This is a genomic window from Streptomyces sp. LN549, from assembly GCF_043203805.1.
GTDB lineage: Bacteria > Actinomycetota > Actinomycetes > Streptomycetales > Streptomycetaceae > Streptomyces.
This window is the reverse complement of record NZ_JAZHRI010000002.1, coordinates 5,665,462-5,680,089: the sequence shown is the minus strand read 5'-3', so window position 1 is coordinate 5,680,089 and position 14,628 is coordinate 5,665,462. Positions and strand designations below refer to the sequence as shown.

Sequence of the window (14,628 nt, the reverse complement as noted above, 5' to 3'; positions counted from 1 at the left end):
ATGCCGGATTCCGCCGCCCCACAGCCCTTGGACCACGTGGCCCGCATCCAGGCCGAGTGGGCCCGCGAGCGCCCGGATCTCGATGTGCGCCCCCAGGGCGTGATCGGCCGCCTGCACCGGCTGGCCGGACTGCTCACGGAGGAGCTCTGCGTGGTGTACCGGCGATTCGGCCTGAGCGAGGGCGAGTTCGACGTACTGGCGGCGCTGCGCCGGGCCGGGGAGCCGCACGAGCGGGCCCCCGGCGAACTGGCCACGCACACCATGGTCACCACCGGCGCGATGACGAAGCGCATCGACCGCCTGGAACGCTCCGGCCTGGTCACCCGCCGCCGGGCAGCAGGCGACGGCCGCGCCCGCGTGGTCGCCCTCACCCCCGCCGGCCTCGATCTGATCGACCGGGCCTTCACCGAGCACATGCGCAACGAGCGCCGCCTCCTCGACACCCTGACCGGGGACGAGGCGGCAGCCCTGGAGCCGCTGCTGACAGCGTGGTTGGAGCGGGTGGAGCCGCCGCAGGGCGGCTGACGATGCGGCCGACCAGGAGCACATCACAGCCGGGGCGAACACCGGAATCACTGTCCGCCGATGAATACCCGCCCCTCGGCCGCCGGCGTCTCCCTGCGGACCGGCCGGTCCGCCATCCGCCGGGCACTCACCGCTCCGGGCAAGGCGCCGATGAGCGGCGCGCCGACGATACCGGCAGGCCCTGCCCGAAGGGACCGAGATCGAAATCGCTCTTGATGTACAACAACGCCCCGGATACGACACCGGTGCCGTATCCGAAAAGGAAAAGCCGATTGCAATACAGAACACCCGCCGCGAACGCCAGGAGGGCGTGGACATGACCTGTTCGCCGCCTCGCTCGGCACCCAGCACGGCACCGCCGCCCACGGATCGGTCAACGCCGGCCGCCGAGCCCGACACCGACGGCCAAGGCGCAGGCCTCGAAGAGGTACCCCCACGCGGGCGACAGCAATTTAGCTAGATACGCCCCGAAGTACGCAGAATGTGAACCGCTCAGCACGGCAGCTCGCGATCCGGCAGGTGCTGTCACCACCGAGGTGGCGGCCACGTTTGGTCCGGTCACGCCAAGATTAAGTATCTGGGTCATCTGATAACTTGACCCGAGATCCCGAGCCGGAATGGAGGTACGAGGGGCAGGTCCGACCCTGAACCGGTCGAGGGCATCCCTCAGATCAAAATGCTGCAAGTGCGCAAACTCGAGCGTTACAAGGACGATCAGGGAAACGAGATCGTCTACGACGGAGAGATCCGTGCAGAGAAGATCGATATCCGATTCAAGGGGTCGAACAACAGACTCGTCATCAGCCCCAAAGCGGATATCCAGGACCTACTCGTCACCTTCTCGGGAGACAACGGTCAGATAGACATCGAGCAGACCACGAAGAAGCGCGCAGGCCTCCGCTTCGAACTGCGCTGTGGGCACGAGTCCCGGATCCGGATCGGCGAGAACGTGGGCTGCGCCGGCCGCACCTTCATCTCCGCGGTCGAAGGTGTCTCGGTGACCATCGGCGCCGACGTGATGTTCGCCAAGAACATCGAGGTGCGCGGCGACGACACCCACCCGATCTTCGACGTGCGTACCGAGAAGCGCGTGAACCCGTCGCAGTCGATCGTCGTGGGCGAGCACGTCTGGATCGCGAAGCACGCGGTCGTCATGGGCGGCGTCACCATCGGCAACGGCTCGGTGATCGGCTTCCGCAGCGTCGTCACGAAGTCCATTCCCAACAACTGCACCGCCGTGGGATCACCGGCGCGAGTAGTGCGGCGGAACATCGCCTGGGAGCGCCCCGAGGTCGTCCCCCGCCGCCCGAACGAGCTGTATCCGCGCAAGGGTGAGAAGTCCACGCAGTACTGGAATCTCACCGATGACGACAGCGTTTCGGAGAAAATGGTGGTGCGGACGCTGCCCAAGGCGAAGCAGCGGCGGCTGGCCCGTTATCTTCCGGCTCCGGTGCGACGGCTGGCCAGGAAAATGCGATCTTCCTGAAGCGCCCTCTTTCGGCAGTTCAGTGACATTGTGCCAAATTGCCTCGGGCCCGGACTTTCGTCCGGGCCCGAGGCAATTTGTGCGTCCTGGCGTTTTCCGCAGATCCGCGCCGGTGGTGTGCCGGCGGGGATTCGCTAGAGGCCCGGGGCGCTCGACTCCAGATGGGTCACCATGCGGTTCAGCCCGGTCGGCAGATCGACCACCGGCTTCCAGCCGAGTGCCGCGAGCCGCGCGCTGTCCAGGCCCTGCTTCTTGGTCAGGCTGTAGGAGCGCGCGTCGGACTCGTTGGTGAAGCGGAGCTGCTGCCCACGCTCCGGGCGCACCTCGGTGAAGAGCTCCGCCAGTCGCCGGATCGACACCAGGCCGGCCGGGTCCGCGACGTTGTACGCCACCTGGTCACCGCGGAGCAGCGTGTAGAACAGCCCCGCGATGGCGTCGGCCACGTAGGTGTACGTCCGCACGCCGGAACCGTCGCTGTTGAGCACGATGTCCTTGCCGGCCACCACGTTCGCCGCGAAGTCGGCCTGCACCCGGCCGTCGTCGAGCGCCATTCCCGGCCCGTAGACGTGACCGAACCTGACGACATGGCTGTCGATGCCGTACTGCGCCTGGTAGGTCGCGCAGATCGTCTCCGCCGCGCGCTTTCCCTCGGCGTAGCAGGCCCGCGGGTTGAGAATGTCGAAGCCGCCGTAGCTCTGCTCGTCGATGAGCTCGGTCTCCGGGGCCTGGGCACCGTAGACCTCCGCCGAGGACATCAGCAGGAATCCGCTGCTGGCCTTCTCCACGCAGAGGTCGAGCAGGTTGAACGTGCCCAGCAGGTTCGCCTTGATCGTCATGACCGGCTGGCTGCCGTGCAGGGCGGGCCGCGCGGCGCTCGCCCCGTGGATCACGTAGTCGACGGGACCGGGCAGCTCCAGCGGAGCCGACACGTCCTGGACGACGAGGTTGAAGTCCGGGCGGTCGAGCACGTCCGCGAGCAGCCGCCTGGCCTTCTCCTCGTTCCGCACCAGGCCGTGCACGGTGATGCCCGCGCCGTGCCGGTCGTTCAGTGCGAGAAGGGTGTAGACGACGTACGACGGCAGCATGCCGCTCGCGCCGGTGACCAGCACGGTGCGGCCGGAAAGCTCACTCCACGGCAGGTCGCGGTCAAGGATCTCGTCGAGGTCGTGCGCCACGACCGGGCTGGAGACGGTGGTCAATGGAATCACGTACCCACGATCTGCTGGTTCTCAAGGATCTCGAAGAACGTCCGGCAGAGGTAGAAGTCCTCGGCCGTCGTGATCTTGATGTTCGAGCGGGGGCCGACCACGCGATAGATCTTGCGACCGTACTTGTGCATGAGGGAGCACGAGTCGATGGTGTCGTGCTCGTCCTCCGCGACCGCCCGGTCGTACAGCGAGAGGATCTCGCCGAGCCGGAAGCTCTGCGGGGCCTGCGCGGCGTAGATGTGGTCACGCGGGATCACGTCGTCGATGTGGTCGTGCTCACTCGACACCACGGTCTCGTTGAACTTGGTGCAGGTGATGGCCGAGCCGTGCTCCCGGACCGTCTCGATGTTGGCGCTGATCAACTTCGCGTCGATCAGCGGCCGCACGCCGTCGTGGATCAGCACGACGGTGTCGTCGGGGCACTCCGCGGCGACCGTCGAGAGGGCCTTGTGCCGCGACTCCTGACCGGTCTTGCCGCCATCGATGATCCACTTGACCTTCTGGATCTCGTACCGCTTCAGCAGCTTCTCCATGTACTCGCGGTACTCGGCGAGTATCGCGATGGCGATGCTGTCTATCTCGGGGTGCGACTCGAAGTGCTCGAGGGTGTGGATGATGATCGGCTTGCCGTTGACCTCCAGAAACTGCTTCGGGAGGGCGCGGGAGTTCATCCTGGAACCGATACCGCCGGCAAAAAGCAAAGCAACGTTCATTGTGTCTATTCCTCCGACTGGTCGCTGAGCGGCTGGTCAGCCACCGTCGTGTCGTCCGGTACGGGGTCGAGCCAGCGGTGCTGGCCGCCCGTATCCCTGCCACCGTGATCGCCGACAACCAGCCAGTCGATCACGCGGTCCGCCGAGTTGGTGTCGACGTAGTCGAAGTTCTCGCGCCGGAACTCCTCGACCTTCGACAGGTCGAAGTCCTCGTCCTGCAAGGCCTTGAGCAAGTCGTCGAAGGTCACGCAGATCGTGCCGGGGGCGACGGAGTCGTAGTCCCGGTGGAATCCGCGGATCACCGAATACGTGTCCTTGTCGTACGCGAAGAACAGGATCGGCTTGTCGAGCAGCGTGTACTCGTAGATGACCGACGAGTAGTCCGTGACGAGCACGTCGGTCACGTGCAGCAGGTCGTTGGTGTCGGGGTACGACGCGAAGTTCACCAGCCGGTCCGAGTACTCGTCGGGGATCGGCGGGGCCTCCGTGATGAAGTGGTGCATCCGGAAGAGCACGACGTACTTGTCGCCGCAGACCTCGTAGAGCTTCTCCCAGTCGATGCGGTCGTAGTCGTAGTGCGCGTCCCCGATGCTCTTCCCGCGGAAGGTCGGCGCGAACAGCACGATCTTCTTGCCCCGGAGCTGCGGGTAGGAGGCGGCGAAGTCGTCCTTGACCTTCTGGGAGTGCTCCTCGTTGAGGAACGTGTCGATGCGCGGCAGTCCGGTCGGCACGACCGCCGACTCCTCGATGCCGAACGCCTCGGCGTACACCGGCACCAGGTGCTCGGACCCGGTGATGACGTAGGTGTACTTGCGGTGGGCGTTGGACAGCTTCGGCGAACCGTACTTACCGAACCGGCTGTAGCCGACGGCCTTGAAACCGCTTCCGGCGTGCCAGAGCTGGATGATCTTGGTCTCGGGCGAAATGCTCAGATTCCCGAGAAGACCGAAGTAGTCGTCCATCAGCACGGTGTCCGACGTCGCCAGCCGGTAGATGAGGCGGAGCGTGCTCCACTTGTTCGCCGTGGCCGGTATTCGGAACGAGTGGCTGAACTCGTACTTCTTGTCGAGGCCCCGCTCGATCATCCGGTCGTGAACGCGGGCCAGGTTGCCGCCGAGGCCGGTGCGCATTTCGGAGGCGAACAGGATCCGGTTGCCACGCGGCGGGTTCAGGCGGCGCGCGGTCCAGTAGAAGCGCTGAGCGATCTTGCGGCGTCGGGCCCGCGGAAATATCTTCAGCCCTATTCGCTTGCCGAGCGGCTTCTTCTTCGCCGGCTTCTTTCCCGGTCCCGCGCTACGGAACAACTGGTACGTCCGCATAAGGAAGTCGGGGCTGTCCAAGTCATCCGATATCCCGAACGCGATGACGTAGACGGAGCGGTTGCGGTCGTAGAGGAAGGTGCGGGAACAGTCGTCGAGCTCGTCCGTCGCCGTGAGGTCGAAGCCGGCGGCGGGCAGTCGCTCATCACCGATCACCGGAACGATCCGCCACGTGCCGTTGGGCACCTGGCGTCGGTTCTCGAAGTTGGTGACGTTGATCTCCAGGCGGTGCTGTTCGGCGTCGATCTGCCGAGCGTTCACCGGGAATTCGCGCTCGTTGTCAACAATCAGGAACCGGAGAGCACTAGGATCTCCAGTGAAGTCCGAGACCGTCACATCGAGCGTGAGGTGCACACGCTCCCAGGAAATCGCCGCTATTGAGCAACGCGCCATCATCGTCCTTCCGTTCGTGAACCGTCGTGCCTTCTACGGAGGCATGCGCGACGGCTACGGAGCCTGCCGGCGTCAGATGAGACGGTTGCCGGAGCATAGCTTACCGAGTCTCGCCACCTCAAAAACGAGACGGCGGCCACAGCCCCACAACCGCGGCCGAACGCGCCCATCCTGGCCTTCCCCGCAGCCTTCTCGCCTCTGCCGCCGCCACCCTTCGCCACTCGACGGGCCGGACTCCGCAGAGAAGACCAACTGATGCGATGCAGACGGCCTGGTTGCGGCTATAAACCCTGATAAACCCCCATTACTCTACTGCGCACAACAGTTACCCCCGCCCGGACGAGGCCGTCCATGTATTCGCACCGTAGCGACGCGAATACTCTTCGCAGTGCGTATTCATCCAGTGCCCTCTATGAAGTCCATCAGGGGGCGAGCCGCCCATGGCGGTATTCGGCAGAGCCGAGGAAGTGCGCCCGCCCGTCCGCCGCCTCCCGGTCGACGCCGATGAGGGCGACCTCGGGCCCTTCGGCAAGCCATGTCGTACCAGTTCAAACGCACGTCGCGGGCCTCTTGCCCTGGCCCCGGGGACGGCATCGGCCGATGCCTGACACGGCATCCCGACGGGCGACGTACCCCTCTCAAGCGCAGGCCACGATCGGCGATGGACTACGCACGTTCGGGCGTGAACTCCACCACATCAACAACGTGGTGGAGTTCACACGTTGAAGCTGACCGGCTGGACCCGTCCGTAGCGCCCTCGGGCACCGGCAGCGAGGCGGCCTCGATACCTTGAGACCTCACCAGCGTCGATCCCCATGCCGCGTAGCGCTTGCGACAGTGCAGCACTCAGCAGTGGTAGCGAGCGGCCAGAATCACGATCTCCTCGATCAGCTCGTTGATCCAAGGGAGCATCTTGCGGTCGTTCTTGAGCGGAGCCAAGAGCCGGGGGCTTCTCGCAACATCTGCGGCCCGTCGCGCTCACGAACTCCCGCACCTCGCCTGCGAACCGCCACTCACAGCTGCCAAGCGCTCAGCAAATCACCGGGACCGTAGGTTGCATCGAGGCCCGGCGATTCGACGCCGCTGCGCGAGACCGCCACGACTGGAACGGGTTCGTCTGTGAGTGCGGCCCGGTGTCGTTGGAGAGCTGCCAGGTCGTGCCGGTCGAAGGGCGACTGTTCCAGCCACTTGATGGAGCCGAGGAAGAGCAGTTCCTTGGCAATGGGGGCGCGGTCCGCACCAATGATGTCGATCTCGACGTCGTTGGTGCGGGTCCAGTAGCCGCCCACTGCGGGGGCTGCGGGGAGCTGATCGTCCGGCAGTATCCGGGCGAGCGCCTCACGGATGAGTGGCTCAACCGCCCGGCCGCGCCAGCTGGTCCAGCTCTCCCGGATGCGTGCCAAGGTCAGATCGCCCCGACCGCGCTCGATCTCCTCCATGGCCGGGCCGAGCAAGTGCAGCCAAAACCGTAGGTAGGGATCTGACACCCGGTAGCGGCGGTCCTTCGACGGACGCAGTGATACAGGCAGCTCCGCAGCGACGATCCGCTTGTCCGTGAGCAGCTCCAGCGCTCGTTGCAGCGGCGTGGCCCCGATACCGCCGGCTGCACGAGCGATGTTGGTGAAGGTCCGCTCACCACTGCCGATAGCCGCCAGCACCGTACGCGCCTGAGCCTGTGGGGGAAATTCGGCAGCCAGAGAACGTTCGGCCGACACCAGCAGGGCCGAGACCGGGTCACTCAGCGCCTCACCGAGGAAGTCCCACAGCCCGGCACCCTGCGGCCACTCCGCGCAGATCAGCGGCAGCCCGCCGGTGACAAGCGCGGCGTCGAAGGCTTCCGCCGGATCCAGCCCGAGCATCCGCCCCACCTCGGCGGGGTTCAGCGGTTCCAGCACCATCTCCCGGCCGCGCTGATGGAAGGGGCGGCCATAGCTGTTCAGAACCTCCATCATCGACAGATCGGAACCGATGAGGACCAGCAGCACTGGCTTCGTCTCCAGGACCCGGTCCCAGGCCCGTTGGAGCATCCCCTCAAAGGCGCCATCGGCGTCCATCAGGTACGGCGCCTCGTCGATGACCAGCACACTCGCCCGGTCGGCGGGCAGCGCCGCAGCCAGCACATCGAACGCGGCGTCCCAGCTCTCCGGCCGTGCGGCGGCCACCAGCCCCGCCAACGGCAGCGTCGATGCCTGGGCGTCCCGGGCCAACCGTGCCAGATCATCCCTGGGGGACGCACCGGTCGCCGCGTAGAACAAGAACGGAGCTCCGGAGCGCTCCGCAAACCGCTCGACCAATCGCGACTTGCCCACCCGGCGGCGCCCACGCAACATCACGCACCGACCGGGCCGCTCCCCGCCGACCCCTGCCGCCACCTTCTGCAGCTCTCGCTCCAGCATCGCCAGCTCCTGCCGACGACCTACGAAGTCCACCACGTCTATCGACCTCCACGCGTGACACTAACAATAATGTTAGTAACATGTGGGTTAGTTCACTGCTTGTCGGCCCTTGGTCACGGTCTCTTCTCATATGTACCGCAGGGCGTCCGTCGGGAGCGTCGTTCGCCCGTGCCCGTACTGCCGCCTGGGCTCTGCACTTGTCCCACCCCAGCACGGGAAAACGCAGAGGGCCCGACCCCGAAGAGCCGGACCTTCTCTGACCTGCATGTTTGCGAGATCAGCGACGTGGTGACACGTCAGCCGCTACACGTCGAAGCGGAACGTCTGCGGGCTGAACCTGACCTGCGGCGGAGCCCCGCACAGGGCTCTGACCTGGCATTTCCTCGTTGGCATGCGTTGGCTCCCGACGGCTGTTTACGGGTGTCCTGCGGACTGGCTGCGGACTGGCCGGGGGTACCGAGGCGGCGAAATCCATGGCACACCGGCAGGACCCACAAGGAGACTGCGCAGGTGAGCGGACTCCTACCCTTGCCCATGCTGCGGGCACCGTGTGCTCGACGACATGCCCGGCTCGTACGAGATCTGCCCCGTACTGCTTCTGGGAAGGCGACGGAGTTCAGTTCCGCTGGCCGACTATGCCCGGCGGCGCGAACAAGGTCTCCCTGATGGAGGCCCAGCGGAACTACCAGGACTTCGGCGCCTGCGACCAGCACGGCCGGAAGTACGTCCGTCCACCGGCCGAGGACGAGCCGCTCGACCCCGCCTGGCGCCCCATCGACCTGACGCGCGACTCCTTCGAGGACTGGGCAGCCGAGGACCGCGCCCCGTGGCCCGGGAACTCGACTGGACCGCGCCCTGGGAGCACCTGGCCGCGCCGCGGGCAGCGGGGTTTCTACGATCGCGGGCGGGGTGCCTGGTCGTTCGGGAGGGGAAGCGTGTCGTCGCTGAAGAAGATCGCAGTTCGTCGGGCCGAGCTGGATGAGCTCGCGGAGGCGCTGGCCAAGCAGCTGGCCGAGGTGGATGCCGAGCGGGAGGAACTCGCGGTCGCGGAACGGGTCTTGCGGCGTCTGTACGAGCAGGAAGCCGAGGCGGCCACCGCCGGGCAGGAGGCCGGGGCGCCGCAGCGGGTGCAGGTCGCGGGCCGGTCGGTGTTGAAGGTGCCGCATCGCGGCGAGGTGGCGGATGCGTCCGCGCTGCCCGTCGACTACCAGCGGATGCTGAAGATCGTGCAGGTCGCGGGCGGGCCGGTGATGGTCAAGGACGTCGGCGCCGAGCTGGGAGTCGAGGTCGCGGTGCCGGGGCGACTGGAGCCGCTGCGCGGGAAGCTGTCGAAGCTGGCTGATCGGGGCCGGCTGCACAAGCTGCCCAACGGCACCTTCACTCAATGCCCGTATAGGGCCTTCACCGCCTCCGGTCGTTCGACGTGTGCTGTTAGTCCGGACGACCTCGTGTCGTCAGCAGCAGCGCGGTCCGTCTCAGCGATGCCCCGCAAAGGCGCACCACCTGAGATCTCTGCCGACGAACCCAGGACGGTTCACGCGACTCCCGGCGACGGGCGAGTCCTGTGTCCTGCCAGGAGTTTGCCCGTCGCCAAGAGCCGACCGCGCGGTCTCGCTCATGCGCCTGCGGCGGTCCTGTCGGTCAGCCGGTGCCTTCCCGCAGAACGGTCTCGGCCTGGTTCCCGGCGTAGTCCTCGATCACGGCAGTCACCTCGCTCTCGGCGTTGGACAGGGTGACCGACAGTGCATCCAGGGTGGTGCGGCCGCGGATCACCATGTCGCGCTCGCCTTGGCTGTACGTGGTGTCGAACGGGATCGGCTTCCCGTTCTCGTACACCGTGAGGGTGTGCCAGTCCGCCAGAGTGGGCTCGGTGAGCCGGAGCGAGGTGCCGGAGAGTTCGACGGCCGACTTCGGGTACGGCTCGATCTCGGTGTCGGCGAAGGACCCGGTGGCCGCGACGGTGGTGCCGGTACCGGTGGGGCTCACCTTGGCGACGAAGTCGCCGCCGTCGACCGGAGCATCGCGGAAGGTGGCCGAGGTCGCGCCGGGGCCCGGGGCGAGGACGATGCGCCGGCGGTAGGCGGCCGGGCCTTCGTCCTCCGCGGCCAGCGTGATCTCCGCGCCCGCTGCGATCGGCCGGTCCCACGACACGGTCACCGTGCCGTCCGCGGACGCCTTCGCGGTGACGTCGCCCGGGCCGTGGGTGAAGTCGTACTTGACGGTCGCCGGCTCGCTCTTGCTGCCGTCCTTCCCGACGGCCACCAGTTGGAGCGTTCCCTTGGTGCCGGTGAACTTCTTGACGTAGAGGTTGTCGTCGTAGACGCCGCCGAGGTACTTCCCGTCGGCGTAGACGTCGTAGCGGACGACGTCCTTGTAGTCGGCGAGGTCCCAGCCCAGGAACAGCTCGTCTGTGGAGGTCAGAGCCTGGTCGATGTGGAAGCCGGTGGGCGCGGCAGGGGTGTGGTCGGCGCCGTCGGTGACGGAGAGGGCGCCGAGGTTGATCTGGAAGTCGTCGATCGGCTCCGCCCCGGAGGCCAGGCCGAGTCCGAGCGTGGAGACCGTCTCACCGGCGTACTTGGAGAGGTCGACGGTCGCGGTGCGCCAGCCGCCGCCGGCGGCCTTGGAGTCCTCGATCGGCACCCGGACGGTCTTGTCCGGGTCCGACTTGAGTACGAGCGCGACGCTCAGCCCGGCCTTGTCCGCGCTCGGGCCCGCGTAGGTGAGCTTGACCTTGGAGCCGTCCTTCACCTTCAGGTCCGTCTTGTACAGGCGCAGCACCGCGTCGCCGGCCAGCTTGCCGCTCACCGCCAGCGAGGAGCCGCCTTCGTAGGCGCCGAGGTGCTGGTAGTGGAACCGGTCCGCGGATACGTAGTCCGGGCCGTAGTCGTAGTCCACCTGGAGGCCGTCCGCGCCGTCCCCCTTGAGCCACCACTGCCAGGTCACCGGGGTGTCCTGGATGCCGATGTTGCCCCACTCCGCGGCACTGGCCTGCGCGCCGTCGCGCCAGTAGCCGAGGCCGTGGCCGGTGTTGAAGGTGGTGGCGAAGGTGGACCCGGTGATGGCGGTGCGCTCGGCGATCTGGGAGGAGATGCCCTGCCACTTTCCGTCGGGTGCCGTGCCGGAGCCGGTCGACGAGCCGGTCCACCAGCGCCGCTCGCGGTCGAAGACCGTCGACTGCTTGTCGTCGTCGGTCTTGTCCGCGTAGTCCGAGGAGACGAAGTCGGCGCCGAGGGTGGCGACGGCGTTCATCGGCTTGCCGTCCGCGCCGAGGTTGTCCTGCAGGTCGTACGGCTGGTCGAACTGGTACTGGCCGGCCTCGACGCCGGCGAAGACCTGCGTGCGCGGGTTCACGCCGAGGGACTTGGCGTGGGCGGCGGAGTCGGTGAGCTTCTGGTGGTTCCACCAGTAGTTGAGGAAGATCGAGTCGGCCAGCGGGCCGCGGTCGGCGTTCTGGATGAACGGGGCGTTGCGCTGGGTGAACTCGTTCTCGTACAGCCTGTCGCCGGTCTTGGCGTCGACCGAGTCGTACCACTGCACGTACAGGCCCTCGGCGCGCAGTGCGGCGAGGAAGTCCATGTAGTCGTCGACGTCCTCGGGGGCGACCCGGCTCTGCTCCTGGTTGAAGAAGTAGCCGTCGAAGCCGTAGTAGCGGGCGACCTCGGCGAGCTTCCTCGCGGCGGGGAAGCCGCCGTCCTTGTCGCGTACGAGCAGCTCGCTGTAGGACTGCGCGCCGCGGTCGTTGTCCGAGAAGAAGACGGTGCCCAGCGACCGGACGCCGTTGCGGTGGGCGGCGTTGGTGTAGCCGGAGTTGGGCAGGTTCATCGCGCCGAACTCGAACCACTTCTGGGTCCACTCGGCGGTGGGGTCGTAGTACTTCTCGGGCACGCCTTCGGTGGGCATCCCGTGCCAGGAGGCGTACGCGTCGGTGTACTGCCAATAGTTGAAGAGATACTGGCTGAACTCCATGGTGTACGGGTGCGACTCGAAGAACGCGTTGCCGTAGTCGCCGGCCAGGGTGAGCATCTGGGTCTCGGCCGGCAGATTGGGGTTGCGCTGCGTGGCCGGGTCGGCGCCGGCGCGCTTCTGCAGGGGTATCCGTGCGCGTAGCCTGCTCGCGTCGGTGTCGGTACTCGGGTCCCAGTCGAGGAGGGTGGCAGCCGAGTAGCCGTGCTGGTAGGGCTGGTTCGCGCCCTTGGCGCTCGTCCCCTCCCAGGGGAGGGTGTCGGATGCGGACGCCATGGGCGCCGCGATGAGTGCGACGGTGACGGTGACGGCGGCGAGCACCGACCGCCGTCCTGGTGCGGCTCTGACCATGCTTCTCTCCCTTGTGAGTAGCTGTCCTGCCCAAAAATCAGCCGTGCGCCGGCCGGATCGTGCGGGTCACACCCCCGACGTCCAGCTCGGTCACGGCTGCCGGCGCGCCCGGGTCGGCGAAGGCCCGGGCGGCCGGGATCGTCCAGGTGGTCTCGGCCGTCGCGCCGGGTTCGACGTCGAGCCACCCGAAGGTGAGCAGCTCGCGGATCCGGGGCGTGCGGGTCCCGCCCGTGCGGTGGGCGAAGACGGGGATCACCGAACTGCTCGGCTGCCGGGACCGGTTCGCAACGGTCACGGTCAGGTCGACGGCGCCCGGGCGGACCGTGGCGTCCAGGTCGACGACGGCCACGTCGTGGTAGCCCAGGCCGAATCCGAACGGCAGTAGGACCGGCTCCGGGGCGTCGCGGTAGCAGTCTGCGGCGCTCTGCCGGTCGTTGTAGCGGACGGGGACGGCCGCGGGGTAGCGCGGCAGCGTCATCGGCAGCCGCCCGGTGGGCGCTGCCGCGCCCAGCAGCGCGTCGGCGACCGCCTCGCCGCCGTACGGGCCGGGGTAGCCGGCCCACAGCACCGCCTCGCAGTGCTCGAAGACGCCGGTCAGGACGTGCGGCCGGCCGGAGACGACGACGGCGGCCACCGGCGCGGTTGTGGCTTCCCGGACGGCTCGTACGAGATGGTCCTGTCCGGTCGGCAGCGAGACGTCGGCGAGGTCGACGCCCTCCCCGCCGGTGGCCTCGCCGGCCCGTCCGGCGATCGCGCCGTTGTCCGCGAACGCGTCGTCGTACGAGCGGTGGCTGGTGCCGCCGACCACCACGACGACGGCGTCGGCGCCGGCCACGGTCCCCACGTCATCGACGCTCTCGCCGACCGTGACCTCGGTGCCGGGCAGTGCGGCGCGCAGGGCCTCGGCGACGCTGCGGCTCGACCCGGCCGGCAGCGGTGGGACGTAGTCGCCGAGCAGCGCGGGGACGTCGTCGGCGTACGGCCCGACGACGGCGACGCGCCGCAGCCGGGCGGCGTCGAACGGCAGCGTGGCGGTGTCGGCGCGATCCTTGTCGTTCTTCAGCAGGACGAGCGACTCGGCGGCGAGCCGCCGTGAAGCGGCGCGTGTCGCCTCCTGGGCCGCGGTGAGACGGGCGATCGACCGAGCGGGATCGGAGCGTACGGGACGGCCGGGCTCTGCCAGCAGCAGCCCGAACCGGTCCTTCAGCGTCAGCACCCGGCGGCACGCGGTGTCGAGGGCGGTGGCAACCTGCTCGTCGGCGGCGGCCAGGGTGGCGAGGCCGGCGAACGACTCGTCCCACAGAGAGATGTCCACGCCGGCCAGCAGGGCGGCCCGGGCGGCGCTCGGCAGGTCCCCGGTCATCCCGGCGAGCCGGTCCACGGCGAGCCCGTCCGCCATGACGATGCCGTCGAAGCCGTGGCGGCCGCGCAGGTAGGTGGTGAGGAGGTCGTGGTTGGCGCAGCAGGGGACGCCGTCGATGTCGTTGTAGGCGGCCATGAAGCCGAGCGCCCCGGCGCGCAGTCCGGCCTCGACGGGCGGGAGGTGCAGCTCGGCGAGGTCGTGCGGGCCGAGGTGAGCGGACTGGCCGTTGCGTCCGCCGACGGCCTCGCCCTGGGCGGCAAGGTGCTTGAGGACGATGGCGACGCCGCCGTCGCCCACGCGGGAGCGCGCCGGGCCCTGCATGCCCTCGACGACGGCGCGGGTCAGCTCGGCGGCGAGCAACGGATCCTCGCCGTAGCACTCCTCGCCCCGTCCCCACCTCGGGTCGCGCAGGACGTCGAGGGCGGAGACGAGGGCGATGTGGACGCCGCTCGCCGCAAGTTCGGCGCCGACACCTCGGGCCGCGTCGGCCAGGGACTCGGGCCGCCAGGTGGCGGCGACGGCGAGGTTGACCGGCAGCAGGGTACCGCCGAGGGCCTGGTGCCCGTGCGGCGCCTCCTCGACCAGCAGCGCCCCGATGCCGTGCCGGCCGGCCGCGGCGACGGCCTCCTGTACGACCGCGGCGGCCTCGGCGCGCTCCTCGGGCCGGATGCCGTTCGCCCAGGACCTGCCGGACCAGGCGTCGGCCCGGAAGAGGCCGTACAGGGCGCCGAGCCCGCCCCACCGGTCGATCTCCTCGCGGGCGTAGTCGGTCAGCCGGAAGCCGCCGCGCCAGTCCCGTTCGACGGCCCGCCAGCCGTAGAGGCGCTGGTTGACCTGGCCGGCCTTCTCCTCGATGGTCATGGTCGCCAGGAGGGCCTCGACGCGCGCTGTGCTCGTCCCCCTCGCAGCTT

General features: G+C 68.2%; 9 protein-coding genes. 3 read left to right on the top strand and 6 right to left on the bottom strand.

Annotated features, from left to right (window positions below):
• Together SH922_RS25910 and SH922_RS25905 are read left to right on the top strand one after the other, a co-directional pair.
• Window positions 1-525, top strand: coding sequence for a MarR family winged helix-turn-helix transcriptional regulator (locus SH922_RS25910; RefSeq protein ID WP_393063693.1), 525 nt, complete (start codon window positions 1-3; stop codon window positions 523-525).
• Window positions 526-1,201: 676 nt separating this feature from the next.
• Window positions 1,202-2,011, top strand: coding sequence for an acyltransferase (locus tag SH922_RS25905; protein ID WP_393060242.1), 810 nt, complete (start codon window positions 1,202-1,204; stop codon window positions 2,009-2,011).
• A gap of 134 nt (window positions 2,012-2,145) precedes the next feature.
• Here the strand turns inward: SH922_RS25905 and SH922_RS25900 are convergent, their stop codons facing one another.
• The 4 genes from SH922_RS25900 to SH922_RS25885 form a co-directional block, all read right to left on the bottom strand.
• On the bottom strand, window positions 2,146-3,219 hold the full coding sequence (locus SH922_RS25900) for an NAD-dependent epimerase/dehydratase family protein (RefSeq protein ID WP_393060241.1): 1,074 nt from the start codon (window positions 3,217-3,219) through the stop codon (window positions 2,146-2,148).
• Entirely contained in the window at window positions 3,216-3,932 is a 717-nt protein-coding gene (locus SH922_RS25895; RefSeq protein ID WP_393060240.1) for a 2-C-methyl-D-erythritol 4-phosphate cytidylyltransferase, read from the bottom strand. Before SH922_RS25895 ends, SH922_RS25900 begins: the two co-directional genes overlap by 4 nt.
• 5 nt (window positions 3,933-3,937) lie before the next feature.
• Complete coding sequence (locus tag SH922_RS25890) at window positions 3,938-5,512, bottom strand: CDP-glycerol glycerophosphotransferase family protein (RefSeq protein ID WP_393060239.1); 1,575 nt, start codon at window positions 5,510-5,512, stop codon at window positions 3,938-3,940.
• 1,145 nt (window positions 5,513-6,657) lie between these two features.
• Window positions 6,658-8,076, bottom strand: coding sequence for an ATP-binding protein (locus SH922_RS25885; protein WP_393060238.1), 1,419 nt, complete (start codon window positions 8,074-8,076; stop codon window positions 6,658-6,660).
• Window positions 8,077-8,675: 599 nt separating this feature from the next.
• Here SH922_RS25885 and SH922_RS25880 point away from each other — a divergent pair.
• Window positions 8,676-9,776, top strand: coding sequence for a CPCC family cysteine-rich protein (locus SH922_RS25880; RefSeq protein WP_393060237.1), 1,101 nt, complete (start codon window positions 8,676-8,678; stop codon window positions 9,774-9,776).
• On the opposite strand, the gene SH922_RS25875 is transcribed toward SH922_RS25880, so the two are convergent.
• Both SH922_RS25875 and SH922_RS25870 read right to left on the bottom strand, forming a co-directional pair.
• The gene (locus SH922_RS25875) at window positions 9,682-12,354 is read right to left on the bottom strand and encodes an endo-beta-N-acetylglucosaminidase (protein WP_393060236.1); all 2,673 of its coding nucleotides are present in this window, start codon (window positions 12,352-12,354) and stop codon (window positions 9,682-9,684) included. The two genes, SH922_RS25880 and SH922_RS25875, sit on opposite strands and share 95 nt — an antisense overlap.
• Before the next feature lie 37 nt (window positions 12,355-12,391).
• Entirely contained in the window at window positions 12,392-14,578 is a 2,187-nt protein-coding gene (locus tag SH922_RS25870) for a glycoside hydrolase family 3 protein (protein WP_393060235.1), read from the bottom strand.
• Window positions 14,579-14,628: the final 50 nt, after the last annotated feature.